The organism is Streptomyces sp. NPDC056503, from assembly GCF_042794995.1.
GTDB lineage: Bacteria > Actinomycetota > Actinomycetes > Streptomycetales > Streptomycetaceae > Streptomyces.
In genome coordinates this window covers 23,406-48,824 of record NZ_JBHTST010000026.1, presented here as the reverse complement: position 1 = coordinate 48,824, position 25,419 = coordinate 23,406, and the positions used below count along the sequence as shown (strand labels likewise).

20 protein-coding genes, 1 pseudogene and 1 riboswitch are annotated in these 25,419 nt (G+C 75.4%); of the genes and pseudogenes, 15 read left to right on the top strand and 6 right to left on the bottom strand.

The genetic code is table 11. The features are described from left to right. Nucleotides 1–66 precede the first annotated feature (66 nt). Nucleotides 67–289: riboswitch (cobalamin riboswitch) on the top strand. Between the two features lie 28 nt (nt 290–317). From ACFQ8C_RS11035 to ACFQ8C_RS11020, 4 genes are read left to right on the top strand one after another with little or no spacing between them, the layout of a single operon-like run. After that, nucleotides 318–1,016 (top strand): energy-coupling factor ABC transporter permease, encoded by a 699-nt coding sequence (locus ACFQ8C_RS11035; protein WP_383454745.1) that lies wholly within the window; start codon nt 318–320, stop codon nt 1,014–1,016. Beyond that, nucleotides 1,016–1,378 (top strand): energy-coupling factor ABC transporter substrate-binding protein, encoded by a 363-nt coding sequence (locus tag ACFQ8C_RS11030; RefSeq protein ID WP_383454742.1) that lies wholly within the window; start codon nt 1,016–1,018, stop codon nt 1,376–1,378. The genes ACFQ8C_RS11035 and ACFQ8C_RS11030 overlap by 1 nt, the downstream gene beginning before the upstream one ends. Before the next feature lie 6 nt (nt 1,379–1,384). Further along, nucleotides 1,385–2,134 (top strand): cobalt ECF transporter T component CbiQ, encoded by a 750-nt coding sequence (cbiQ, locus tag ACFQ8C_RS11025; protein ID WP_383454739.1) that lies wholly within the window; start codon nt 1,385–1,387, stop codon nt 2,132–2,134. Next, the gene (locus ACFQ8C_RS11020; protein ID WP_383454736.1) at nt 2,131–2,973 is read left to right on the top strand and encodes an ATP-binding cassette domain-containing protein; all 843 of its coding nucleotides are present in this window, start codon (nt 2,131–2,133) and stop codon (nt 2,971–2,973) included. Before cbiQ ends, ACFQ8C_RS11020 begins: the two co-directional genes overlap by 4 nt. Nucleotides 2,974–3,037: 64 nt before the next feature. Here the strand turns inward: ACFQ8C_RS11020 and ACFQ8C_RS11015 are convergent, their stop codons facing one another. Both ACFQ8C_RS11015 and ACFQ8C_RS11010 read right to left on the bottom strand, forming a co-directional pair. Then, a complete protein-coding gene (locus tag ACFQ8C_RS11015) occupies nt 3,038–3,559 on the bottom strand; it encodes a hypothetical protein (RefSeq protein WP_383454733.1) in 522 nt (173 codons plus the stop codon). Nucleotides 3,560–3,615: 56 nt separating this feature from the next. Next, the gene (locus tag ACFQ8C_RS11010) at nt 3,616–7,383 is read right to left on the bottom strand and encodes a S8 family serine peptidase (RefSeq protein WP_383454730.1); all 3,768 of its coding nucleotides are present in this window, start codon (nt 7,381–7,383) and stop codon (nt 3,616–3,618) included. Nucleotides 7,384–7,531: 148 nt separating this feature from the next. Here ACFQ8C_RS11010 and ACFQ8C_RS11005 point away from each other — a divergent pair. The 5 genes and pseudogenes from ACFQ8C_RS11005 to ACFQ8C_RS10985 all read left to right on the top strand — a co-directional run bounded on the left by ACFQ8C_RS11005 (nt 7,532) and on the right by ACFQ8C_RS10985 (nt 13,848). Then, nucleotides 7,532–8,538: pseudogene (locus ACFQ8C_RS11005) on the top strand (helix-turn-helix transcriptional regulator). Nucleotides 8,539–8,782: 244 nt separating this feature from the next. Further along, nucleotides 8,783–10,807, top strand: a complete 2,025-nt coding sequence (locus ACFQ8C_RS11000) for an FAD-dependent oxidoreductase (protein WP_383454726.1) — start codon at nt 8,783–8,785, stop codon at nt 10,805–10,807. Between the two features lie 46 nt (nt 10,808–10,853). After that, nucleotides 10,854–11,405 (top strand): PadR family transcriptional regulator, encoded by a 552-nt coding sequence (locus ACFQ8C_RS10995; protein WP_383454723.1) that lies wholly within the window; start codon nt 10,854–10,856, stop codon nt 11,403–11,405. 117 nt (nt 11,406–11,522) lie between these two features. Then, the gene (locus tag ACFQ8C_RS10990) at nt 11,523–12,914 is read left to right on the top strand and encodes an FAD-dependent oxidoreductase (protein WP_383454720.1); all 1,392 of its coding nucleotides are present in this window, start codon (nt 11,523–11,525) and stop codon (nt 12,912–12,914) included. Between the two features lie 88 nt (nt 12,915–13,002). After that, entirely contained in the window at nt 13,003–13,848 is an 846-nt protein-coding gene (locus tag ACFQ8C_RS10985) for an alpha/beta hydrolase (RefSeq protein ID WP_383454718.1), read from the top strand. Here ACFQ8C_RS10985 and ACFQ8C_RS10980 read toward each other — a convergent pair. Next, nucleotides 13,826–15,166, bottom strand: coding sequence for a DUF2252 domain-containing protein (locus ACFQ8C_RS10980; protein ID WP_383454715.1), 1,341 nt, complete (start codon nt 15,164–15,166; stop codon nt 13,826–13,828). The two genes, ACFQ8C_RS10985 and ACFQ8C_RS10980, sit on opposite strands and share 23 nt — an antisense overlap. 182 nt (nt 15,167–15,348) lie before the next feature. Between ACFQ8C_RS10980 and ACFQ8C_RS10975 the strand changes: the two genes are divergently transcribed. Then, the gene (locus tag ACFQ8C_RS10975) at nt 15,349–16,137 is read left to right on the top strand and encodes a GntR family transcriptional regulator (RefSeq protein ID WP_383454713.1); all 789 of its coding nucleotides are present in this window, start codon (nt 15,349–15,351) and stop codon (nt 16,135–16,137) included. Between the two features lie 86 nt (nt 16,138–16,223). Here the strand turns inward: ACFQ8C_RS10975 and ACFQ8C_RS10970 are convergent, their stop codons facing one another. Together ACFQ8C_RS10970 and ACFQ8C_RS10965 are read right to left on the bottom strand one after the other, a co-directional pair. Then, nucleotides 16,224–17,759: an amino acid permease gene (locus ACFQ8C_RS10970; RefSeq protein WP_383454710.1), complete on the bottom strand. Its 1,536-nt coding sequence runs from the start codon at nt 17,757–17,759 to the stop codon at nt 16,224–16,226. Nucleotides 17,760–17,853: 94 nt separating this feature from the next. Beyond that, nucleotides 17,854–18,882: a hypothetical protein gene (locus ACFQ8C_RS10965; RefSeq protein ID WP_383454805.1), complete on the bottom strand. Its 1,029-nt coding sequence runs from the start codon at nt 18,880–18,882 to the stop codon at nt 17,854–17,856. Nucleotides 18,883–19,280: 398 nt separating this feature from the next. Between ACFQ8C_RS10965 and ACFQ8C_RS10960 the strand changes: the two genes are divergently transcribed. From ACFQ8C_RS10960 to ACFQ8C_RS10940, 5 genes are all read left to right on the top strand, one after another. Then, nucleotides 19,281–20,750 carry an FGGY family carbohydrate kinase gene (locus tag ACFQ8C_RS10960; RefSeq protein WP_383454707.1) on the top strand — a complete coding sequence of 490 codons (1,470 nt, stop codon included), beginning with the start codon at nt 19,281–19,283 and terminating at the stop codon, nt 20,748–20,750. Beyond that, the gene (locus ACFQ8C_RS10955) at nt 20,747–22,180 is read left to right on the top strand and encodes an FAD-dependent oxidoreductase (RefSeq protein ID WP_383454704.1); all 1,434 of its coding nucleotides are present in this window, start codon (nt 20,747–20,749) and stop codon (nt 22,178–22,180) included. The genes ACFQ8C_RS10960 and ACFQ8C_RS10955 overlap by 4 nt, the downstream gene beginning before the upstream one ends. Beyond that, a complete protein-coding gene (locus ACFQ8C_RS10950) occupies nt 22,177–23,178 on the top strand; it encodes an FAD-dependent oxidoreductase (protein WP_383454701.1) in 1,002 nt (333 codons plus the stop codon). The genes ACFQ8C_RS10955 and ACFQ8C_RS10950 overlap by 4 nt, the downstream gene beginning before the upstream one ends. Before the next feature lie 69 nt (nt 23,179–23,247). Then, entirely contained in the window at nt 23,248–23,730 is a 483-nt protein-coding gene (locus tag ACFQ8C_RS10945) for an NUDIX domain-containing protein (RefSeq protein ID WP_383454698.1), read from the top strand. 62 nt (nt 23,731–23,792) lie between these two features. Beyond that, nucleotides 23,793–24,065 carry a hypothetical protein gene (locus tag ACFQ8C_RS10940; protein ID WP_383454696.1) on the top strand — a complete coding sequence of 91 codons (273 nt, stop codon included), beginning with the start codon at nt 23,793–23,795 and terminating at the stop codon, nt 24,063–24,065. A gap of 5 nt (nt 24,066–24,070) precedes the next feature. On the opposite strand, the gene ACFQ8C_RS10935 is transcribed toward ACFQ8C_RS10940, so the two are convergent. Further along, complete coding sequence (locus ACFQ8C_RS10935) at nt 24,071–25,342, bottom strand: cytochrome P450 (RefSeq protein WP_383454693.1); 1,272 nt, start codon at nt 25,340–25,342, stop codon at nt 24,071–24,073. Nucleotides 25,343–25,419: the final 77 nt, after the last annotated feature.

Here is a 25,419-nt window from a genome sequence, read left to right as displayed (position 1 = left end):
GACGCCGGGGCCTGGGCGCGGTCCGGGCGCGGTCCGGGCGCGGTGTCGGACCGCGAGTGACCGACCCCGCATTGTGATGAAGCAGGTCAACACACTAATGTCGCAGGGCCTTGGTGTTCGGGAAACCGGTGCAGTACCGGTGCGGCCCTCGCCACTGTGATCGGGAGGTCCGGCTCCGTCCCCTCGGGGAAGCCACTGCTCCGCCGCGGGAGACCGTCGCGGGGTGGGAAGGCGGAGTCGGGCGGCACTACCGTCAGCCAGGAGACCGGCCAGGGCGCGTTGTCCATCCACGAGGTGCTGGAGAGGGTCTCCCGATCATGCATATCGCCGAGGGGTACCTACCCCCCGTCCACGCGGCCGCCTGGGGCGTCGCATCGGCTCCGTTCGTCGTCCACGGCGTCCGCGCGCTCACCCGCGAGGTGCGCGCCAACCCCGAGTCCACCCTGCTGCTCGGCGCCTCCGGCGCCTTCACTTTCGTCCTCTCCGCGCTCAAACTGCCGTCGGTGACGGGAAGTTGTTCCCATCCGACGGGTACGGGACTGGGTGCCATCCTGTTCCGGCCGCCGATCATGGCGGTGCTCGGCACGATCACCCTGCTGTTCCAGGCGCTGCTGCTCGCCCACGGCGGGCTGACCACACTGGGCGCGAACGTCTTCTCGATGGCGATCGTCGGGCCGTGGGCCGGGTACGGCACGTACGTGCTGTTCCGGCGGTTCGGGGCGCCGCTGATGGTGGGGGTGTTCTTCGGCGCGTTCGCCGCCGACCTCTCCACCTACTGCGTGACCAGCGTCCAGCTGGCCCTCGCCTTCCCCGACCCGGGCAGCGGGGTGGCGGGGTCGCTCGCCAAGTTCGGCGGGATCTTCGCGGTGACGCAGATCCCGCTCGCGGTGAGCGAGGGGCTGCTGACCGTCCTGGTGATGCGGCTGCTCACGCAGTCCAGCAAGGGTGATCTGCTGCGGCTGGGCGTGCTCGCCCGGCCGCAGGCGGCGGAGCGGCGCGAGGAGGCGGCGGCGTGATGAGCCGGAACGCGAAGATCAATTCCCTGCTGCTCCTGCTGGTCGCGGCGCTGGCCGTGCTGCCGTTGGCGCTCGGTCTCGGCGATCACAAGGAGGAGCCGTTCACCGGCGCCGACGCCGAGGCCGAGACCGCGATCACGGAGATCGAACCGGACTACGAGCCGTGGTTCAGCCCGCTGTACGAGCCGCCGTCCGGTGAGATCGAGTCGGCGCTGTTCTCGCTCCAGGCGGCGCTGGGCGCCGGTGTCCTCGCGTACTACTTCGGGCTGCGGCGCGGCCGGCGGCAGGGCGAGGAGCGGGCGGCGGCCCGCGAGGGGAGCGGCGCGGACGCGACCGCCCCGGGCACCGGCACGGACGCGTAGCCGCCGATGCTGCCGATCGACGCGGCGGCGCACAGCAGCCGCTGGCGCCGCCGCCATCCGGCCGAGAAGGCCGTGCTCGGCTTCGGTCTGACACTCTGCGCGGTGTGCCTGCCGCCGTGGCCGGGGGCGCTCCTGGTCGCGGCGGCCACGCTCGCCGTGCTGCTCGGTCCGGCCGGTGTGCCGGGCCGGCAGCTGTGGCGGGCCTTCCGGATCCCGCTGGGCTTCTGCGTCACGGGGGCCGTTCCGCTGCTGTTCTCGGTGGGCGGGCCCGCCGGTCCCGTGGCCTGGGCTCCGGACGGTCCGACGCACGCCGGGGAGCTGCTGCTGCGGACGGCGTCGGCCTCGCTGGGGGTGCTGCTGTTCGCCTTCACCACGCCGGTCTCGGACGTGCTGCCGCGCCTCGTACGGGCCGGGGTGCCGGCGCCGGTGGTGGACGTGGCCCTGGTGATGTACCGGATCGTGTTCCTGCTCCTCGACGCGCAGGCCAAGGTGCGCCAGGCGCAGGCGGCACGGCTCGGGGCGACGACCCGGGCGGCCGTGTGGCGGTCGCTGGCCGGACTCGGCGCGACCTCCTTCGTGCGCGCCTTCGACCGGGCGCAGCGGCTCCAGACCGGCCTCGCCGGGCGCGGGTACGACGGCACGCTGCGGGTGCTGCTGCCCGCGGCGCCGGTCTCCCGCCCGTTCCTCGCGGCGACGGGCGGCCTCCTCGCGGGGCTCGTCGCGCTCACCCTCGTACTGGAAAGGTTTCTCCCATGACGTCCCCCACCCCGGTCGTGGAGTTGGCGCGCGCGGGTTTCGCGTACGAGGACGGGCCCGCCGTCCTCACGGACGTCTCCTTCGCCGTGTCCGAGGGCCGGGCGGTCGCGCTGCTCGGGCGGAACGGCGGCGGGAAGACGACGCTGCTGCGGCTGCTGAGCGGCGGGCTGCGCTGCGGGGAGGGCACGCTGCTCCTGGACGGTACGGCGGTGGCGTACGACCGGAAGGGGCTGACCCGGCTGCGGACCTCGGTGCAGCTGGTGGTGCAGGACCCGGACGACCAGCTGTTCGCCGCCTCGGTGGCGCAGGACGTGTCCTTCGGGCCGATGAACCTGGGGCTGCCGGAGGAGGAGGTGCGGCTCCGGGTGGCGGAGGCGCTGGAGGCGCTGGACATCACGGCGCTCGCGGACCGGCCGACGCACCTGCTCTCCTACGGGCAGCGGAAGCGGGCGGCGATCGCGGGCGCGGTGGCGATGCGGCCGCGGGTCCTGATCATGGACGAGCCAACGGCCGGTCTCGACCCGCACGGGCAGGAGCGGCTCCTGGAGACCCTGGAGCGGCTGCGGGCGGCGGGCACGACGGTGGTCATGGCCACCCACGACGTGGACCTGGCGCTGCGGTGGGCCGACGAGGCCGCCGTCCTCTCCCCCGCCGGGCTGCGCACCGGTCCGGTCGCCGAACTGCTCGCCGACGACGCCCTCCTGGACGCGGCCCGGCTGCGCCGGCCGTGGGCCGTGTCGGTCGGGCGGCTGCTGCGGGCGCGGGGGATGCTGGCGGAGGGCGTCCCGGGCCCGCGTACGGCGGAGGACCTGGACGCGCTCCTGGACCGGGTGGGGTGAGCGGTCGGGCCGGACGGCTCGGCCGTCGGCCGCGACGAGGAGGGTGAGCGGTCGGGCCGGCGGCTCAGTCGTCGGCCGCGACGAGGAGGGCGAGCCGTCCGGCCCGACGGTCGACGAGGACGAGTTCGTGGAACTCGCCGTGGACGCTCGCCCAGTCGTGGTACTCGTCCTCGCCCAGCCCGTCGAGGTGGTGGACCGCGTCCGCGTCCGCGAGGGCGTCGAGCACCTCGCGGCGCAGGGCCTCGGCGAGCGTGCCGGGAACGGGTCCGTGCTGCTCGGCCCAGGTCCTCAGGAGGTCGGAGGCCCGTTCGCGGTCGATCCGCCGGTACGCGTCGGGCGTGACGAGGTGGAGCCGGTACGGGCCGTGCCGGGTGCCCCCGGGGTCCACTCCGCCGCCGGCGTAGTCGTCGCGGAACTGCTCGTGCGCGACGAGGGCGGCGAGGAGGTCCCGATCGGCCACGTCCCCGGAGGGGAGTCGGAAGCGCTTCACGTCGACCCAGCGGTACGCGTGCGCGTGCCGGTCGGCGAAGGTGTGGTCCCGGAAGTTCACGAAGGCGGTGCCCTCGTGGACGAGTGTCGTGCCCATGGGGCACACCCTGGGCACGCGGTGGCCCCGCCGGGTGTCCGGCGGGGCCTCGGGGCTCAGCGCACGTCGTAGGCGCGGGTGACCGTCTGGCGGACGGAGTTGCCGTTCGCGTCGGTCAGTTCGGCGCGCAGGGTGACCTGCTCGCCGGAGGCGCCGCCGTGGTCCACGGTCGCGGTCCAGGTGCCGTCGTGCCGGGCGACCGGGGCCTCGGTCCAGGTCGCGCCGCCGTCGTAGGAGTACGCCAGCGAGGCCGAGACGAGGGCGGCGGGGGTGTAGCCGCCGTGGCCGGTCGCGTTCAGGGTGATCCTCTGTCCGGCCCGCGCGGCGAGGGTCTTGGCACCGTCCTCCCCGGGCAGTCCGAGGCGGGGGAAGAGGAGCGGGACGGGCTGCGAGTAGACGTTCTCGTCCCGGACGGAGCGGAACCGCCAGACGGTGGCGACCGAGGTCGACCGCTGCCACACCTTCGCCGGCGTGCCGATCTTTTGGACGAACTGCTCCAGCTCGTACGTGCCTTCCTCCGCCGGCACGTCGAAGACCCCGTAGGGGTAGACGGAGCCGCCGATCTGCTCGCCGTCGCGGCGCAGCTTCAGGTTGCCGATGTCACCGAACGATCCGGCTTCGGCGTAGTGGGTGCCGTCGCCCCACATCGCGGTGGCCACGCCGATCAGGTCGCCCTGGCGTTCCGCGGCCAGAAGGGGTGCTCCGGTGGCGTCGATCGGGGCTCGCGGGGTGACGACGCCGTCGTACCAGTGCTCGTCGCGGCGCTCCCCCTTCGTGTAGGCGTGCGGTGCGGCGACCATGAACTCGCCCCAGGGGAAGCTGCTGGAGAGGTAGCGCTGCCAGGTGGTGTCGCCGGGGGTGTGGAAGTCGGTCCGGGTGTTGGGCACGGCGACGCTGTCGAAGGGCAGGAGGACGCGGGAGCCGTCCGGCCGGGCGGCGATCGAGGCGTCGATGTAGTCGGTGGCGACGCCCATGGAGTGGTACGCCGAGGTGGTGCGGCCGAGGTGGTCGTCGTGCACGCGATAGGTGCGGTCCTCGTCGATCTCGCCCCGCTGCGGGAAGGCGAGGGTGTACGTGTACGGGCTCTTCGCGACGCCCTTCCAGCGGAGCGTGACGCCGCCGGTGGTCAGCCGGTCCAGGAGGGCTCCGGCCTCAACGGACTCGACGGCGAGGACGGGGAGTTCGGTGGTGGTGCCGAGGGAGGGCTGCCAGCGGCCGGGGGCGGCGTGGTGGGCGAGGACGGCCGTCGCGCCCGCGGCCCTGGCGTCGCGGGCCTGCACGGAGACGCTCGTCGCGCCGTCGGCGATCCGGACCAGGGCGATCTTCCCCCGCACGTCGGCGGCGGCGAGCTCCGCGGGCGTGCCGGTCCCGGCGTCGACGAGGGGCGCCTCGCCCGTTCCGTCGAGGTTGACCGAGCCCGAGGAGGCGGTGACGGGGTGCAGGTCCTCGCCCCCGACGACGGCGAACTCGGAGAGCAGCGGAGCCGCCGCGCGCCAGTAGCTCGTGAACGCGAAGTCCCCGTCGCCCGCCTCGCCGTCGACGGAGGCGTAGTAGCCGCGGACGGTACGGCCGCCGGAGAGGGTCCCGGAGTGACCCCAGGTGTCGTCCCAGGAGCGCGAGAAGCCCAGCATCGCGCTGCGCACCTCGGTCGGGCGGTCGGTCCGCAGCCGCAGCCGGTGGGCGCGGCGGGCGTCGAGGACGACGGTGGTGTCCTTCGTCAGCTCGATCCGGGGGCGGCCCAGGTACGTGATCGAGTCGGCGAGCTTCGCGCCGTCGCCGCCGTCGGGCGTGACGACGAAGGAGGACAGGAAGTAGCTGCCGGGGCGCAGCCGGTACGTCTGCTCCGCCGCGCCCTGGTTGTAGCGGCGCTCGCCGGTGGCCGTGTCGGTGCTGACGACGTCGAGGGCGGAGGTGCCCGAGGCCGGCTTGCCGAGCCTGTCGACGGTCTTCACCGTCAGGGTGACGGTGCGCGGCTCCACGTACAGGGAGAAGGGGGTGGAGACGCGGACCCCGTCGGCGGTGGCGAGGACGCGGCCGGTGATGTCGCCGTACTGGGCGGGCTCCAGCCGTGCGTCCGGGTCCAGCGCGAGGGGGACCTCGACGGTGGCGCCGGCGGGGACGGTGACGCGGCGCGTACCGAGGCGCGCGACCGGGCTCGTGATCGCCGAGCCGTCGTTGCCGGTGACGCGGTGGAGCGCGAGGTCCAGCGTCACCGGCCGGTCTCCGGTGTTGGTGTAGGGGACGGCGACCGTGGTGCGGTCGCCGGCGTCCTGCGGCCAGGCGAAGGAGCCGCCCTGGACGGCCGGCGTGCCGATCACGGTCGCGTCGAGGGCCGCCCCGACGTCGAGCCGGCCGCCGCCGGTCTCGCGGGCGTCGCCGGGGACGTCCGCCTTCGCCGAGGAGACGAGGGCGGCCTTGATCCGGCTGCCGGTCCAGTCGGGGTGCCGCTGCTTGAGGATGGCGGCGGCACCCGCGACGTGCGGGGTGGCCATGGACGTACCGGACATCGAGCGGTACGCGTACACCCCGCGCCCGCCCGCCGCCGCGGCGGAGATGGCGACGCCCGGGGCGGCGATCTCCGGCTTGAGCGTGTGCGAGACGAGGGCCGGGCCGCGGCTGGAGAACGGGGCGGTGGAGTCGTCGCGGTCGACGGCGCCGACGGTGAGGACACTGGGGGCGCAGCCGGGCGAGGAGACGGTGTTGAGTCCCGGTCCGGTGTTCCCTGCGGCGACGACGAACAACGCGTCGGTGGAGCGGGCGAGTTGCTCCGTGGCGGTGGCCATCGGGTCGGTGCAGTCGGTCGGGGCCGGGTTGCCGAGGCTCATGGAGACGACGTCGGCGCCCTGGGCGACGGCCCACTCCATGCCGGCGATGATCCAGGACGTGGCTCCGGAGCCGCCGTCGTTGAGGACCTTGCCGTTGAGCAGCTCGGCGCCCGGTGCGACGCCCTTCTTCCTGCCGTCGCTCGCGGCGCCGGAGCCGCCGACGGTGGAGATCGTGTGGGTCCCGTGGCCCTGGCGGTCCGTGGTGTCGGCGGAGTCGGTGAAGTTGCGGGAGGCGGTGATCCGGCCCTTGAGGTCCGGGTGTTCGGCGTCGGCGCCGGTGTCGAGGACGGCCACCTTGGTGCCCGTGCCGTCGTATCCGGCGGCCCAGGCGAGGTCCGCGCCGATCTGCCGGGTGGAGCGTTCGAGGGTCGCCTCGACCTTGCGGTCCAGCCAGAGTTTGGCGACGTCGGCGCCGGAGCGGGTGCGCGGGGAGGTGACGTCGGCCCAGAAGGCGGCGGCGTTCTTCTTGTCGGCCGTGAGCGCGACGCCGCGGGCGGACTTCAGCACCGGGCCGCGGGCGGAGCCGCGCGGGGAGGCGGGCACGGCACGGGCGACGTCGACGGAGGAGTCGTAGACGGCGATCAGCGGAAGGCTCGTGGTGCGGGAGTCGTCGTAGCCCTGCCGGATCAGTCCGGTGACGTTGAAGAGCTCCTCGTCGACGCGGTCCGCGGCGAGCGGGCCGGCGGCGCCGTCCGGGTAGACGTACAGGTCCTCGCCGGCCTGGCGGGTCTCCAGGAGCGGGACGCTGCCGTCGTCGCGGGGCAGGGCCGTCGCGGTGGCGCGGCCGTCGCGGTCCGTGGCCACCAGGACGCGGTCGCCGGTGACGAGGGTGACGGTCACGGGCCGGTCCTGCCGCCCCGGGGCCGGAGAGGTGCCGACGAGTGGTCTGTCGCCGTGGGCGCCGGGCTCCGGTCGGGCGGCCGCCGACGGCGTCAGCGCGGTGACGGCCAGGACGGCGGCGGTCGCCGCTCCCAGGGCCGTACGCGATATCGGGCGCATCGTTCTCCCTTGATCGTTGCTGTGCGGTGGCGACACCTTGGCAAAGAAGGCGGACGGCGCGGAACAGCCGCCACGGGCGGGAAGGTGCCGCGGCCGTTTCCCGCCACGAGGACGGTGGAAGGACACCCTCCGGAAAGGGGGTCCCGAGGTGCTCGGAGCGGTGGGACTCGACGACGTACAGGAGGCGGCGTACCGCGGCCTCGTCCGGCTCGGCGGCGCCGGCCAGGCGGAACTCGCACGCCGGCTCGCGCTCGGCGAGCCGGTCGTGGCCGCGGCGCTGCACCGGCTGGAGGAGCGGGGACTCGCCGCACGGCCCGCCCCGGGCGCTGGGTGCCGGCGCCGCCCGGGGTCGCCCTGGGCGCGCTGCTCACCCGGCGGCGGCAGGTGCTGGACGAGGCCCGGCGGGCCGCGGAGGCGCTGGCGGACACCTACCGTTCGGAGGGGTCACGGCCGACGGCGCACGAACTGGTGGAGGTGGTGACGGGCGCGAGCGCCGTCTCGCACCGGTTCCTCCAGCTGCAGATGGGCGCGGTGGAGGAGCTGTGCGTGCTGGTGACCGCCGCCCCGGTCGCGGTCACGCCGACGGAGAACCCGGTGGAGGAGGCGGCCGTGGCCCGCGGGGTCGCCTACCGCGTGGTGCTGGAGCGGGAGGCGCTGTCGCTGCCGGGACAGACGGCCGAACTGACGGCGGGGCTCGGGCGGCGGCAGGAGGTGCGGCTGACCGAGAAGGTGCCGACGAAGCTGGTGGTGGCCGACCGGGCGCTGGCGATGCTCCCGCTGGAGGAGCCCGGAGCGGAACCCGCCGCGCTGGTGATCCACGCGAGCGGGGTGCTGGACCTGCTGATGGGCATGTTCGAACGGGTCTGGCGGGGCGCGCTGCCGCTCGCCCTCGGCAGCGAGGGGGAGCTGGTCGAGAACGCGCCCGCGGGGCCGGACGCGACCGACCTGCGGATCCTCGCCCTGCTCCTGGTGGGCATGACGGACGCCAGCGTCGCCAAGCAGCTGCGGATGGGACTGCGCACCGTGAAGCGCCGGGTGAGCGGGCTGATGGACCTGGCGGGCGCCACCACGAGAATCCAGCTGGGCTGGCGCGCGTACGAGCTCGGCTGGATCGGCGGCCCGCCGGGCACCCGGCGGGGGGCGGACGCGCGGTGAGGGGCCAGCGCCCGGTGAGGGCCGGAGCCAGGTGAGGGGCAGGAGCCAGGTGAGGGGCAGGCGCCCGGCGGGCGACAGGGCTCCACAGCGCGGCCGGTGTCCGGGGTGAGGCCGGCGTCAAGGCCCGGGCACGCTCCTACCGAGTAGTAACCATCACACCCCGATCCTTCTGCAACTAGTTGCATAAGAACGGCCGGGTCGCCTACAACAGGATGCGACGATCCCTGCGCGAGGAGGCGCCCCCGTGACCGCGACGACCCCGTACCCGCATCTGCTCAGCCCGCTCGACCTCGGTTTCACCACCCTGCCCAACCGGGTGATCATGGGCTCGATGCACGTCGGCCTGGAGGAGACCGAGCACGGCTTCGAGCGGATGGCCGCCTTCTACGCCGAGCGGGCCCGCGGCGGCGCCGGTCTCATCGTCACCGGCGGCATCGCGCCCAACGAGGCCGGGCGGCCGTGGGACGGCGGCGCCAAGCTCACCACCGGCGAGGAGGTCGCCGAGCACCGGCTGATCACCGACGCCGTGCACGCCGAGGGCGGCAGGATCGCGATGCAGATCCTGCACTTCGGGCGGTACGCCTACCACCCCGGCCTCGTCGCGCCGAGCGCGATCCAGGCGCCCATCAGCCCCTTCGTGCCCAACGAGCTGACCGAGGCCGAGGTCGAGCAGACCGTCGAGGACTACGCGCGCTGCGCCGAGCTCGCCCGGGAGGCCGGCTACGACGGCGTCGAGGTCATGGGCTCCGAGGGCTACCTGATCAACGAGTTCATCGCCGCCGCCACCAACCGGCGCACCGACCGCTGGGGCGGCTCCTACGAGAACCGGGTCCGCTTCCCGCTGGAGATCGTCCGCCGGATCCGCGAGCGGGTCGGCACCGACTTCATCATCGTCTACCGGCTCTCCATGCTGGACCTCGTCCCCGGCGGCTCCACCCTGGAGGAGGTCGTCCGGCTCGCCAAGGAGATCGAGGCGGCCGGCGCGACCCTCATCAACACCGGCATCGGATGGCACGAGGCCCGCATCCCCACCATCGCCACCTCCGTGCCGCGCGGCGCCTACACCTGGGTGACGAAGAAGCTGATGGGCGCGGTGTCCGTGCCGCTCGTCACCAGCAACCGCATCAACACCCCCGAGGTCGCCGAGGAGATCCTCGCCGACGGCCGCGCCGACCTCGTGTCGCTCGCCCGGCCGTTCCTCGCCGACCCCGCCTTCGTGAACAAGGCCGCCGCCGGCCGCGCCGAGACCATCAACACCTGCATCGGCTGCAACCAGGCCTGCCTCGACCACACCTTCAACCTCAAGATCACCTCCTGCCTGGTCAACCCGCGCGCCTGCCACGAGACCGAACTGGTCCTCTCCCCCACCCGCCTCGCCAAGCGCGTCGCCGTCGTCGGCGCCGGTCCCGCCGGCCTCTCCTGCGCCGTCTCGGCGGCCGAGCGCGGCCACTCCGTCACCCTCTTCGACGCCGCCTCCGAGATCGGCGGCCAGCTGAACGTCGCCAAGCGGGTCCCGGGCAAGGAGGAGTTCGACGAGACCCTGCGCTACTACCGGGTCCAGCTCGCCGAGCACGGCATCGACGTCCGCCTCGACACCCGGGTGACCGCCGCCGACCTCGACGGCTACGACGAGGTCGTCGTCGCCACCGGCGTCACCCCCCGCGACCCCGGCATCGAGGGCCAGGACCACCCCAGCGTCCTCAGCTACCTCGACGTGCTCCGCGACGGCGCGCCCGTCGGCAGGCGGGTCGCGATCATCGGCGCCGGCGGCATCGGCTTCGACGTCGCCGAGTTCCTCACCGACGGCGGCGAGGGCGCCAGCCAGGACCCCGAGACGTACTTCCGCCAGTGGGGCGTCGACACCTCCTACGAGAACCGGGGCGGACTGCGCGCGCCCGAGCGGAACGCGCCGCCCCGCCAGGTCCACCTGCTCCAGCGCAAGACCACCAAGGTCGGCGCCGGGCTCGGCAAGACCACCGGCTGGATCCACCGCACCGAGCTCAAGCACCGCGGCGTCGCCATGGTCGCGGGCGTCACCTACGACCGGATCGACGACGAGGGCCTGCACCTCACCGTCGACGGCGAGCGGCAGCTCCTGCCGGTCGACACGATCGTCCTCTGCTCCGGCCAGGAGCCCCGCCGCGGCCTGTACGAGGAGCTGGTCGCCGCCGGCCGCGCGGCGCACCTCATCGGCGGGGCCGACGTCGCCGCCGAACTGGACGCCAAGCGCGCGATCGACCAGGGCACCCGGCTCGCCGCCACCCTGTGACGTCCGCACCCTGATCACCGCGGCCGACCGAACCTAGGATGCGAGCATGTCCCTCCCGCACGCGATCCTGACGGCGCTGCTCGAGAAGCCGTCCTCCGGTCTCGAACTGACGCGCCGTTTCGACAAGTCGATCGGCTACTTCTGGTCGGCCACGCACCAGCAGATCTACCGGGAACTGGGGCGGCTGGAGGAGGCGGGGCAGATCCGCGCCCTGCCCTCCCCCGTGCCGGTGCGCGGGCAGCGCAAGGAGTACGAAGTGCTGCCCGCGGGACGGGACTTCCTGCGGGAGTGGGTCGGCGCGGCCGAGGACCCGAAGCCGCTGCGGTCCGCGCTGCTGCTGCGGATGCGCGCCGCCGCGGTGGTCGGCTCGGCCGGGCTGCGGGCCGAACTGGAGCGGCACCTCGCCCTCCACCGGGCCCAGCTCGACGAGTACTTCGTCATCGAGGAGCGCGACTTCCCCGCCGACCGGCGCGCCACCGAGCCCGACCGGCTGCGCCATCTCGTCCTGCGCGGCGGCATCGACCTGGAGCGGTTCTGGGTGGAGTGGCTGACGGCCGCACTGGAGGAACTGGGGCCGGAGGACCGACCGGACGCCTGATCCGGGAGGCACGCGCCCGCTCCGCGCCCTTCCGCCCCCGGCACGCGCCGGTGCGCTCCTCCGCCGCCGTGGATACTGGTCGGTACCGGTTCATGGTCCACGAGGGAAAGGGCGGGTATGACCGACGACTTGGGGCGCCGCGGCACACGACACGCGGTGGTCATCGGGGGAAGTCTCGCCGGACTCCTGGCGGCACGGGTGCTCGCGGAACACGCGGAGCGGGTGACGGTCGTCGAGCGCGACAGGCTGCCCGAGGGGCCGGACGCCCGGCCCGGGGTGCCGCAGGGCCGGCACCTGCACGTGCTCATCGAGGGCGGCCAGCAGGCGCTCGACGAGCTGCTGCCCGGCTTCATGCGCGAGCTGGGGGAGCTGGGCGCCCCGAAGGTGGCCATGCCGACCGACATGGTCCAGTGGCAGGCGGGCCAGTGGTTCACCCGGCTCCCCGCCTCCGCTCACTTCTACAGCGGCCCGCGGCCCCAGCTGGAGTGGCTGGTGCGGCAGCGGGTGCTCGCCGACCCGCGCATCGAACTCGTCGAGGGCGCCGAGACGGTGGGCCTGACCGGCACCGCCGAGCGGGTGACGGGGGTGCGGCTCCGGGAGCGGGGCGCGGGCGCCGGGCAGGAGCCCCGTACCGTCGCCGCCGATCTGGTGGTGGACGCCTCCGGCCGCTCGACGAAGGCGGCGGACTGGCTGGCCGCGATCGGCGCGGAGGCGCCGCACGAGGAGACCCTCGACACGGGCCTCGCCTACGCCTCCCGGGTCTACAAGGCGACGGACGCGGTGCCCGCCACGGACGCGCAGGGCTACTACATCGTGCCGGGTCCGCGGCAGCCGTACGGCGGGGTGATCGTGCCGCTGGGCGACGGCCACCACATGGTCACCTTCTCGGGGCTGCGCGGGGAGGAACCGCCCACCGAGGACGGGGCGTTCGAGGAGTACGCGAAGCGGCTGCCGCATCCGGTGCTGAGCGAGTGGGTGGCGGGCGCGGAGCCGGTGACGCCGGTCCACGGCTTCCGGCGGACCGCCAACATCCGCCGCAGGTACGACCGTCCGGGCCGCCGTCCGGCCGGTTTCCTCGCCACCGGCGACGCGCTGTGCGCGTTCAACCCGATCTACGGGCAGGGCATGGCGACGGCGGCGCTCGCCGCGGTCGCGCTGCGGCGGGCGCTGTCCGACACCCGGCGGGTCCCGACCACCCGGCGGGTGCAGCGGGCGCTCCTCGACGCGTCCCGGCAGGCCTGGGACATCTCGGCGGGCGCGGACAAGAAGATGCCGGGCGCGACGGGCGACGCGGCCCGCCCGCAGCCGGCCGACCGGTTCACCGGCTGGTACCTCGCCCGGATCCAGGAGCGGGCGGCGGGCGATCCGGCGGTGGGGGTGCCCTTCCGGGCGGTCCTGACCCTGACGGCCCCGCTGACCAGCCTCTTCGCTCCGTCGCTGGTCCGCGCGGCGCTCTTCTCCCCGGTGCCGGAGACGCCGGCGGGTCCGCCGCTGCGCAGGGACGCCTGACCCCCGGTCGCGGAAAACCCGTTGCCTCCCCCGGAGGAAAGTCGATCATGGGGGAGGCAACGGCCGCAGGACCACCCGGGAAGGGCCCATGAACGACGACTCGCTGCACCTCCGCAAGGAGCACTTCGCCTCGGCCTCGGCCGGTGGCGACGTCGACTACCAGGTCCTCCTCCCGTCCGACCGCGTGGCGGGCGAGCGGCTGCCGCTCGTCCTCCACCTCCATGGCGCGATGTCGTCGGCGGCGTCGCTGGAGCGCGCGCGGCCGCTCTACGAGGAGCTCTACCGGCGCGGGGAGTTCCCCCGCGCCGTCGTGGCGTGCGTGAGCACCCCCACGCTCGACGGCTTCTACCTCGACCGGCCCGACGGGGCCTCGTGGGAGACGCTGGTCGCCGACGAGTTCCCCGGGCATCTCGCGGCGGCCTTCGGGCCGTTCGGCGGGACCGCGCTCATCGGGGCGTCGATGGGCGGCTACGGCGTCCTCAAGGCGGCCTTCCGCGACCCGGAGCGCTTCGCGGCGGTCGCGGCGCTCTCGCCGGCCGTCTTCCCCGGCGAGACGCCCGAGGACGTGCCCGCGGCGAACCTGCCCTCCGTCCTGGGCGAGCTCCACCGGGCCATGGCGCACGGGACCGGCGACGCCGCGACGACGTACGCGGGGAACTCCGTCCAGGGACGGGCCCGCCGTCACGCCGAGGCGATCCGCGGGGCCGCGCTGCCGGTCCTGGTGGACTGCGGGGCCGCCGACGAGTTCCTGCTGCACGAGGGCGCGGCCCATCTGCACGGCGTCCTCGTGGAGCTCGGCATCGCCCACACCTACCGGCTGGTCGACGGCGCGGGGCACCTGGGGCCGGAGGCGGAGGTCCGGACCCGGGAGGCGATCCGGTTCGTCGGGGCCGCGCTCGGTGCCCGGCCCGTCAGACGCCCGGGGCAGCCGTGATCATGCCGGCGGCTATGCCCGCGCCGAGGGAGGCGTAGTCGTCGGCGTTCTGGCCGGCGTAGGTGAGGGAGAAGTCGGCGACCGCGCGGTCGAAGACGTCGGAGGAGCCGAGGTAGGCGGCGATGGCGATGCGGTCGCCCGAGCGGGCGTGCGCGCGGGCGAGGGCGCGGCCGCAGAGCCTGGCGTACTCCCGCAGCATGGAGGGGGGCATCGCCTCCACCTCGGCGGAGCCCTTCATGTCGCGCAGCTGGCGCCAGTAGAAGTGGCGTTCTTCCGGACCGGTCATCCAGCCGAGGAAGATGTCGCTGGCGGCCTGGGTGAGGCGCTGGCCGCAGACCACGCGCCGGCCCTGGTGGGGGTAGACGGTGGGCGGGAGGTACGCCTCCAGGACCGAGCGGCCGGCCTCCTTGATCTGGAGGATGAGCGGGTCGCCGTCGTCCCGGCCTTCGAGGAGGACGACGAAGCAGCGGGTGCCGACGCTGCCGACGCCGACGACCTTGCGGGCGGCGTCGCGGAAGCGGTAGCGGTCGAGGAGGAGTCGGCGTTCCTCGGAGAGCGAGCTGCGGTAGTCGCTGAAGATCTTGCCGAGGGTGATCCGGTCGAGGTCGGCGACGCGTTCCAGGAGCGGCGGGTCCTCGGCGATGTGGCGGGTGCCGTCGCCGTCGCGGGTGGTGAGCTTGTCCAGGGCCTGGAGGCTGGTGCGGCGGCGGGCCTTGGCGAGGGTGCGGGTGAGCCGGTCGCGTTCGCCGGGGCGGACGAGGGTGGTGAGTTCGTCGGCGTCGATCCGCTCGTACCAGACGGTGAGCTCCCCGAGGCCGGCGAGGCGGCGCATGGTGGTGCGGTACGCCTCGACGGCGGCGAGCGCGGCGCGGTGGGCCTTGGGGCGCGGGCTGCCGTTCTGGAGGGCGGCGACGGTGATGCTGGCGGCGAGGCGTTTGACGTCCCACTCGAAGGGTCCGGGCAGGGTCTCGTCGAAGTCGTTGACGTCGAAGAGAAGCGTCCGTTCGGGTGACGCGTAGACGCCGAAGTTGAGCAGGTGGGCGTCGCCGCAGAGCTGGACGGTGAGTCCGGTGTTCCGGGTGGCGCCGAGGTCGGCGGCCATGACGGCGGCGGCGCCGCGCAGGAACGCGAAGGGCGAGGCGGCCATCCGTCCGTACCGCACGGGGACGAGGTCGGGCAGCCGGTCGGCGGCCTGGTGCTCCAGGACGGTGAGCGGGTCGGGGCGCTGCGAGCTCGGTATCCAGCGGCCGTGCGAGGAGCGCGGGACCCGCTTGCGGGCCGCGCGGCCGCGCTCGGCGTGCTCGGAGGGCGTCGTCATCCGGCCTCACCCCTGTTCCACCGCCGGCCTCGGCCGGCCCTGTCGCCTGGTCCCCATTACAGGGCGCGACGCGGGTTTCGGCCACTCTGCACGGCCGCCCTAGCAAAATGGTTTAGACCAATGATAGGAATTGATCACCCATACGGCCCACGCGGTGACGCTGAGCGAAGAAGGGGTTGATCATGGCCGTACCCGATTCCGCGCCCTATTCCGAGCCCCCTGAGGGGGTGGTCCCCCGCTATCTGCGGGTCGCCACCGCCCTGCGGGACGACCTCGTCCGCCACGCCCTGGCCCCCGGGAGCAGACTCCCCTCGGAACGGTCCCTGGCACAGCGGTACCACGTCAACCGGCAGACCGTCCGCAGCGCGCTCCAACTGCTGCGCGAGGAAAGGCTCGTGGTCACCGACCGGCGCGGCACCTTCGCCGCGGACGGCCCGGAGGGCGGCGAGGGGCCGCCTCCCGCCCCGCCGTCGGCACCGTCCGCCGCGCGGCCGGTCTTCCCGGGCGGGCCGCGCGCGGCGGAGGCCCTGGTGCGGGCCTCGCTCGACTGGGAGTCGCCGCCCTCGGCGCTGGCCGGCCGGCTGCACCTGGCGCCGGGCGAGCCGACGCTGGTGCACCGCCACCGGGTGCTGGCCCCGCAGGGCCCGGAGCTCCAGCGGGCGGTCTCCTGGTTCTCCCGCGCCGCGCTGGACGAGATCCCGCAGCTGGCCCGCTACCGGCGGACCCGCCACTGCGTGCACCAGCCGGACCTGCGGCTGCTGTACCACTGGATGCACCAGGCGGGCCTGCGCGCCACCCACCGGGAGTCGGTCCGGGTCCCGACCGGCGGCGGCGCGGGCGCGGCGGCCGGCGGCGCGGCCCGGCTGAGCGTCCACCGGGTGGTGAGCGATCAGCACGGGCACGTCCTGGAGGTCACGGACATCGACTTCTCGGCCCGGGAGGCGGCCTGGACGTACGAGTACAGCCTCTGACCGGCCCCCGACCCGCTTCCGCCCCACCTCCGAACCGTCCCTGACGGACATTCTGGCGGGGCTCGGACGGGCACTCGGACGGGGACTCAGACGATGTTCTCGGCGAGTTCGGCCTCCTCGCGGGCCGTGCCGCCGTACGGGGTCGGCGTGCCGTACGACCGGCGGGCGGCGTACCACCAGACGGTCGCCAGGAGCAGGACGACGGCGAGGGCGATCACCGCGTAGTTCATGGTGTCGACGGTCACCGGGCTCTTCTGGGGCAGGCAGAAGAGGACGGTCACCACCGCGACCCAGCCGACCGCGGTCCAGCCGATCGGCCGGCTCCAGCGGCCGAGGCTCCACGGGCCGGGCGTGAAGTCGCGCCCGGCCCGCAGCCGCAGCAGGATCGGGATGGCGTAGGCGGGGGTGATGCCGATGACGTTGATGGCGGTGACGGCGCCGTACGCGGTCGTCGAGTAGAGCGACGGCAGGGCGAGCACCGCGGCGGCGACGACCGACAGCCAGACCGCCGGCACCGGGGTCTGGGTGCGGCAGCTGACCTTCCGCCAGGTCGCCGACGCCGGGAGGGCGTTGTCGCGGCTGAAGGCGAAGACCATCCGGCTGGCGGCCGCCACCTCGGCGTTGCCGCAGAAGAGCTGGGCGACGATGACGACGAGGAGCAGGGCGGTGGCGCCGCCGGTGCCGAGGGCGTCGAGGAGGATCTGGGCGGGCGGGACGCCCGTCTCGCTGCCCACGGTGCCCGCGTAGTCCTGGATGGCGAAGGTGAGCCCGGCGAGCAGGGCGAAGCCGGCGATCCAGGAGACCCAGATGGCGCGGACGATGCCCTTGGCCGCCGTGACGGAGGCGTTGGCGGTCTCCTCGGAGAGATGGGCGGAGGCGTCGTATCCGGAGAAGGTGTACTGGGCGAGGAGCAGTCCGATCGCGGCCACGTAGAACGGGTTGGCCCAGCCGGTGTCGTTGACGAACTCGGTGAAGACGAAGCCGGCCGACTGGTGGTGGTCGGGGACGATCGCGAGGGCGCCGACGATCACCGCGACGCCCGCGAGGTGCCACCAGACGCTGATCGAGTTGAGGACGCTGACGAGGCGGACGCCGAAGAGGTTGAGGGTGGCGTGGAGCAGCAGGATCGCCAGGAAGATCAGGAAGGTGGAGCCGGGCGTCGGCTCGAAGCCCCACTGGAGGTTGAGGAAGGCGCCGGTGAAGAGGGCAGCTCCGTAGTCGATGCCGGCGATGGCGCCGAGCAGGCCGAGCAGGTTCAGCCAGCCGGTGTACCAGCCCCAGCGGCGGCCGCCGAGCCTGTCCGCCATGTAGTACAGCGCCCCGGAGGTCGGGTAGGCGCTGGTGACCTCGGCGAGGGCGAGGCCGACGCAGAGGACGAAGAGACCGACGCCCACCCAGCCCCAGAGCATGACGGCGGGGCCGCCGGTGCCGAGCCCGAAGCCGTACAGGGTCATGCAGCCGGAGAGGACGGAGATCACCGAGAAGCTGATGGCGAAGTTGCCGAACCCGCCCATGCGGCGGGCGAGCACCGGCTGGTAGCCCAGCTCGCGCAACCGGGCCTCCTCGTCGGGTAAGGCCGGGGACGGGCCGTGCGGTGCGTCCGGCGGGGTGGTGCGGGCCATCGGGGGAACCTCCGGGCGGGGGGAGCGGTACGTATCGGGGAACGGGACGGGAACGGGTGCGGGTGCGGGTACGGGTGCGCGCACGGGCGCGGGTTCAGCCGGCGAGGCAGCGGGCGCGGGCCCGCAGGAAGACCTCCTCGGCGAGGGCGCGGTCGGCCGGGCGCGGGGTGCGGTGGGCCCAGGGCGCGGTCGTGTAGTACGGGCCGAGGGCCTCGAAGACCCGCGCCGCGTCGGCGAAGCACAGGGCTCCGAAGAGGGCGTGCGCCAGGTGGTTGAGGTCCAGCTGGGAGGCCTCCGGCACCGCGCAGAAGAGGAACCAGGTGTCCATCGCCCTGCGGGCCTCGCGCACCGCGTCCTCGGCCACCCAGTGCAGGTCCAGGGCGTGTTCGTGCCCCCGGTCGCGCCGGTAGCGCTCGGCCCGGACGTAGAGCGGCAGGGCGTGCAGCGCCGAGCCGCGCGGTGCGGACGCGGCCGCCCACTGGGCGTAGTTCACGGCCTCGGCGAGCGGACCCTCGGTGCGCGCGTACACGAACTGGAGCATGCGGTGGTAGGCCTCGCGGTTGTACGGATCGCGCTTCTCGGCCTCGGCGAGCACCCCCCAGGGGCCGGGCGGCAGCATCGGCGCGGGCGGCGCGGTGCGGTGCCCGGCACCGTCGCCGCGCGGGTCCAGCGCGGCGAGGGCGAGGAGGCAGATCCAGGGCACCGGGTCGGCGGGGGCGCGGTCGGCGGCCTCCCGGCAGGCGGTCCACGCCTCCTGCCGGAGGGCGCGGGCGCGGGGGTGGCCGGCGCGGTGGGCGCGGACGGCGCGCTCGACGGCGACGCGGGCGTGCATGACGGAGGCGGCGGCGCTCCCGGGCCGTTCGGCGCGCCAGGTGTGGACGACGTCGGTGCCGGCGGCGACGGTGGCGAGGATCTGGGTGCGCCGGGTCCAGCCGTCCCAGTGTCCGGCGCCGGTCCTGTCGTCCGGGCCTCCGTGGCCGTCGGGGCCGTCCCTGCCGTCCGGGCCTTCGAGGAGCCGCGCCATCTCGCCCCAGCGACCGGTGCGCAGATCCTGGAGCGCGTGGCGAAGGGCGTGGTCGTGGCCGGCCGGGTGGAAGACGGGGCGGAAGCCGTGTCCGGGCATCAGCGGACGGGACGGAGCACGGGCGGGGTCGCGGGACGGGGCGCGGGCGGGGGCGCGGGACGGGGCGCGGGCGGGGGCGCGGGCGGGGGCGCGGGCGGGGTCGCGGGACGGGCGGTGGGCCGGGTGGTGGGCGTGGTCATCGGTCCTCGGTCGGGCGCGGTCGGGCGGCGAACGGCGCCCGCGGTCCGTCGGCGAGCGGCGCTCACTATAGGCGCGACCGATGGTGATCGTCCGGATCATTCCTGTGACCGTAACTATTCGGCCAGTGCATCATTTTGAGCTACCGTCAGGTAGCCGGGGACGACCTGACAGGCTCACCGGGGAAGGGTTGACGGGTCGCCGTCCGCCCGCCAGCCTGACCCCTTTCCGCCGGCGAACTCCACGACGGGAGCAGGCACATGACGGGCGGTCCGGTACTCGCCGTCGACCAGGGAACCTCCGGCACCAAGGCACTCGTCCTGTGTCCGGAGCGGGGGGTGCTCGGCACCGGAACGGCCCCGGTGCGCCCCCGCCACCTGCCGGGCGGGCGGGTCGAGGCCGACCCCGCCGAGCTGTACGCCTCCGTGGTCACGGCGGGCCGCGCGGCACTCGCCGAGGCGGGCGTCCCGGTGGTCGCCGTGGGCCTCGCCAACCAGGGCGAGACGGTCCTCGCCTGGGATCCGGTGACGGGCGATCCGCTCACCGACGCCCTGGTCTGGCAGGACCGCCGGGCGGCCGGCGTCTGCGCGGAACTCGCGCCTCGTCAGGCCTGGTTGACGGAGCTGACGGGTCTTCCCGTCGACCCCTACTTCGCCGCGCCGAAGATGGCCTGGATCCGTCGACACGCCACCGGCGCCGGGGTGGTGACGACGAGCGACGCCTGGCTGACGCACCGGCTGACGGGCGCCTTCGTCACCGACGCGGCCACGGCGGGCCGCACCGGCCTGCTCGATCCGGCCGCCGTCGCCTGGTCCGAGCCCGCTCTCGACCTCTACGGCCTCGGCGGGGAGAAGCTGCCGCGCGTCGTCGACTGCGACGAACCCGTCGGCACCACCACGGCGTTCGGCCCGCCCCTGCCGCTGACCGGGCTCGTCGTGGACCAGCAGGCCGCCCTCCTCGCGCAGAGCGCCACCGCGCCGGGCGCCGCCAAGTGCACCTACGGCACCGGGGCGTTCCTGCTCGCCCGCACCGGCCCCCTCCCCCGCCGCACCACGACCGGCCTCGTCGGCTGCGTGGCCTGGCGGCTGCGGGGACGTACCGAGCACTGCCTCGACGGGCAGGTGTACACCGTCGCGTCGGCGGTCCGCTGGCTCACCGACCTCGGGGTCATCGCCGGGGCGCGGGACCTGGACGCCGTCGGCGGCACGGTGCCCGACAGCGGCGGTGTCACCTTCGTGCCCGCGCTCGCCGGGCTCGCCGCCCCCTGGTGGCGCGGGGAGGCCCGCGGCACCGTCACCGGCCTCGGCCTCGACACCGGCCGCGGACACCTGGTGCGGGCCCTCGTCGAGGGCATCGCCGCGCAGGTCGTCGAACTCGCCGCGGCGGCGGCCCGCGACCGGGGCACGCCCCTGGACGCCCTGCGCGCCGACGGCGGCCTGACCCGCTCCGCGCTGCTCATGCAGACCCAGGCGGATCTGCTCCAGCTGCCGGTGGAGGTCTCCGCGCTGCCCGACGCGACCGCGCTCGGCGTCGGCGCGATGGCCCTCCTCGGCCACGACCCGGGCCTCGGCGTCCCGGAGGCCGTACCGCCGTGGAAGCCCTCCGCCGTCTACGAGCCCGCCATCTCGGCGGACGAGGCGGCGGACCGGCTCGGGCGCTTCCGGGCGGAGGTGTCGGCGCTCCTGGAACGCCGGCCCGCCGACGGTGCGGAGCCCGAGGCGGCGGGGTGAGCGCCGGCCCGCGCGGGCCGCTGCCGGACGGCGCGGCCGACGCGTACGACGTCGTCGTGGTGGGGGCGGGGGTGGTGGGGTGCGCGGTCGCGCGGGCACTCGCCCGGTACCCGCTGCGGATCGCGCTGGTCGACGCGGCGGACGACGTCGGCGAGGGCACCTCCAAGGCCAACACCGCGATCCTCCACACCGGTTTCGACGCCTCCCCCGGGACCCTGGAGGCCGGGCTCGTCCGGGCGGGCCACCGGCTCCTCACCGCGTACGCCGCCGAGACGGGGATCCCCGTCGAACCGGTCGGCGCGCTCCTGGTCGCCTGGGACGAGGAGCAGCGGGCCGCCCTGCCCGGGCTGGCCGCGAAGGCGGCCCGCAACGGCCACCACGCCACCCGGATCGTCGACGCGGCGGAACTCCGCCGCCGCGAGCCCCACCTCGGCCCCGGCGCGCTCGGCGCGCTGGCCGTGCCGGGCGAATCGATCGTCTGCGCCTGGAGCACCACCCTCGCCTACGCCACCCAGGCCGTCCTGTCCGGCGTGGACCTGCTGCTCGGCCGCCGGGTGACGGAGGTCGTCCCCGCGCCCCGTACCGGCGCGCCGCACCGGCTGGCCACCACGCGCGGGCCGCTCACCGCGCGGTTCCTGGTCAACGCCTGCGGTCTGCACGCCGACGGCTTCGACGCGCTGCTCGGCGTACGGGACTTCACGGTCACCCCCCGCCGGGGCCAGCTGCTCGTCCTCGACAAGTTCGCCCGCGCGCTGGTGCGGCACATCCTGCTGCCCGTCCCCGGTCCGCTCGGCAAGGGGGTCCTCGTCACGCCCACCGTGTACGGCAACGTGCTGGTCGGGCCGACCGCCGAGGACCTCGACGACCGGACCGCCACCGGGACGACGGCCGACGGCCTCGCGGGGCTGCGGGAGCAGGGGGCCCGGATCGTGCCCGGCCTCGCCGAGGAGGAGGTGACGGCCGCGTACGCGGGTCTGCGGGCCGCCACCGGGCGGGAGGACTACCGGTGCGCGGCCCACCCCGAGTTGCGGTACGTCACGGTCGGCGGGATCCGCTCCACCGGTCTGTCCGCCTCCCTGGCCCTCGCCGAACACGTCCTCGGACTGCTGGCCGAGTGCGGACTGCGGACCGGCCCGGAGCGGCCCCTCGCGCCGGTCCGGGTGCCGAACCTCGGCGAGGCGTTCCCCCGCCCGTACCGGGACGCGTCGGCCGTCGCCCGCGACCCCGAGTTCGGCGCGGTCGTCTGCCACTGCGAGCACGTCACCCGCGGCGAGGTGCGCGCCGCGCTCGGCTCGCCCGTCCCGCCCGCCGGGCTCGACGGCCTGCGCCGCCGGACCCGGGCGGGCGCCGGCCGCTGCCAGGGCAGCCACTGCCGGCCGACGCTGCGCGCCCTGCTGGAGGAGCACGGGAAGGGGGCCGGGGCCCGGTGAACGCACGGTCACGTCAGGCGCGGGCCGTCGACGTGCTGGTCGTCGGCGCGGGCCCGGCCGGGCTCGCCGCGGCGGCCCGGCTCGCGGCGGGCGGGGTCGGGCGGGTCGAGGTCCTGGAGCGGGAGCCCGAGGGCGGCGGCGTGCCCCGGTTCTGCGGCCACCCGGGGTTCGGCGCGGACGCGCGCGGGCGCGGCCTGGACGGTCCCGGGTACGCGCGGCGCGCCGTGCGGGCGGCCGTGCGGGCCGGCGCCGTCCTGCGTACCGGCGTGTCGGTCACCGGCTGGGCGGGGCCGCTCGCGCTGGAGGCGACCGCGCCGGCCGGGCTGGAGACCGTCGCCGCGCGGGCGGTGGTCCTCGCGACCGGGGCCCGCGAACGGGCCCGCCCGGCCCGGCTGCTCCCCGGCTCCCGCCCCCGGGGGGTCCTCACGACCGGCGAACTGCACCGGACCGTGGCCCTTCTCGGCCCGCGCCCGGAACGGATCGGCCGGCGCGCCGTGGTCGTCGGAGGCGGTCCGATGGCCGGACACGCCGTCGCGCTGCTGCGCCGCGCGGGCGTCGCGGTCGCGGCCGTGGTCTGCGAGGAGCCGTGCGCGGCGCCCGGCACCGCGGGCGTCCCGGTGCTGCGGGAGACGGTGGTGGCGGAGCTGACGGGGCGGGGAAGGCTCGCCGGGGTGACCGTCCGGGACCGGGACGGGCGCACCCGGTCGGTCGGGTGCGACACCCTCGTCCTGACCGGTGACTGGGTCCCCGAGCACGAGCTGGCCCGCGCGGCCGGCCTGCCGCTCGCGCCCGCCACCCGCGCGCCGCTGGTGGACACGGCCCTGCGGACCGGTGTCCCGGGCGTGTTCGCGGCGGGCGGCCTGCTGCGCGGCGGCGCGCCCGCGGTGCGGGCCGCCGCCGAGGGGCGGGCCGTCGCCGACGCCGTACGGGCGCATCTCGACGGCCGGGCGCACCGGTCCTCCGGGGGCGCGCGGGCCGCCGTCGGCCGCCGCGGCTGACGCGGTGGGCCGGTGGGCCGGTGGGCCGGTGGCCGTGCGTGTCCCGCCCCGCTCAGCCAGACTGGCGACATGGCGGCCAGGCGCAGTGCGGGTCTGCTCGTCTTCCGTCGTGCGCGGGCGGGGGACGGCGGGATCGAGGTGCTCATCGGGCACATGGGCGGGCCGTTCTGGGCACGCCGGGACCAGGCCGCCTGGTCGGTGCCGAAGGGGGAGTACGGGCCGGACGAGCGGCCGGAGGACGCGGCCCGGCGGGAGTTCCTGGAGGAGCTGGGGCTACCGGTGCCGGAGGGCGAGTGGCTCGGCCTCGGGGAGGTGCGGCAGGCCGGCGGCAAGACCGTCACCGTGTGGGCGGTGGAGGGGGACCTCGACCCGGCGGCGGTCGTGCCCGGGACGTTCTCGATGGAGTGGCCGCCGCGTTCGGGGGCGCTCGCGGAGTTCCCGGAGCTGGACCGGGTGGGGTGGTTCACCCCGGAAGCGGCCGCTCCGCTGCTGGTCACGGGGCAGCGGGAGTTCCTGGAGCGGCTTGTCACGCGGGTGCGCGGGCGGGCCTGAGGGCCATTGTCAGACCCGTGCGAGAGGGTGGGGTGCGTCAAGCCGTCGAGAGGGAGCCCGACATGACCACCATCACCGCCACCGAGCGCGCCGCGGCCCAGGCGTACCTGCGTCTGCTCGAATCCACCCAGGCCGTGCTGACGGATCCGTGCCTCGCACCGTACGCGGGGGTGATGCTGACGAACCCCATGGCGGAGGCCGACGAGGCGCTGCGCGCGGCGGGCCTCGCGGGGAACGAGGACCGGCTGCTGCGGCTCGTCTCCACCCTGCGGCCCTCCCCCTCGTCGCCTCCCGGCGCGCCGGCCCCCGCCATGGACCGGGGCCGGCGCGGCTGAGCGGGCTACCGGGCGGGGGCGCCGAGCCGGACGGGCAGGGCGCGCACGCTGTTGCCGACGAAGCCGGCGTGGCGGGTCAGCCCGGCCTCGGGGACGGCCGGGGCGAGTCCGGGGAAGCGGGTGAAGAGCGCTTCGAGGGCGACGGCCGCCTCCATGCGGGCGAGCGGGGCTCCCAGGCAGTAGTGGGGGCCGTGGCCGAGGGACAGGTGCTTGGCCGCGCCGGTCCGGGTGAGGTCGAAGCGGTCGGCGTCCGGGCCGTGCGCCTCGGGGTCGCGGCCCGCCGCCGAGTATCCGGCGAGGACGGGGGTGCCGCGCGGGATGAGGGTGCCGTCGACCGTCAGGTCGCGGGTGGGGTAGCGGAAGGGGAAGTAGCTGACGGGGCTGTCCCAGCGCAGGGTCTCCTCGACCGCGTCGGCCCAGCTCGCCCGGCCCTCGGTGACGAGGGCCAGCTGGTCCCGGTGGGCGCAGAGCGCGCGGACGGCGTTGGTGACCAGGTTCAGGGTGGTCTCGTGCCCCGCGATGATCATGAGCAGCAGGGTGCCGATCAGCTCCGGCTGGGTGAGCCGGTCGCCGCCCTCGTGGCGGGCGGCGATCAGGGCGCTGGTGAGGTCGTCGCCGGGCGCCGCCGCCTTGGCCGCGGCGATGGCGGCGAGCAGTCCGAGGAGTTCGCGGTTGGCGGCGACGGCCTGGGCCGGCTCGGTGTCGGTGGCCACGACGAGGCTGGACAGGCGGTGCAGCCGGTCCTGGTGCGCGGGGTCGACGCCGAGGAGTTCACAGATGACGCCGAGCGGCAGCGGGAGGGCGTAGTGGCGGCGCAGGTCGGCGACGCCGCCGCCGGCCTCGGCGGCCTCGGCGAGGCCGTCGAGCAGGCCCTCCGCCACCGCCGCCACGCGCGGGCGCAGCTCCTCCACGCGGCGGGCGGTGAAGGCGCTGCTGACGAGGGTCCGCAGCCGGCGGTGGTCGGCGCCGTCCGCGGTGGTCATGCCGGGCACGGTGGCGAAGGTGCGGAGCGGCCAGCCCTCCGGTACGCGGCCTTCGGAGAGCGCGGTGAAGTGCCGGGGTCCCTTGGCGACGTCGGGGTCGGAGAGGAAGTCGCGCAGGGCGTCGTGGCCGAGGACCACCATGCCCTCGATGTCGCCGGGCAGCAGCACCGGGGCGACGGCCCCCCGGGCGCGCAGCCGGGCGTTGGCGGCGTGCGGGCAGCCGCCTGCCGGGTCGAGGCGGTACGGCTCCGGCGCCGGGGCGGGGTCCTCGGCTGCTCCGGTGCGTGCGTCCATGTCCACTCCTGACGGTGTGTGAGGCCACCGAACGGGCGACGGCAGGCCGCCCGCATCCTAGGGTCAACGCACACGTG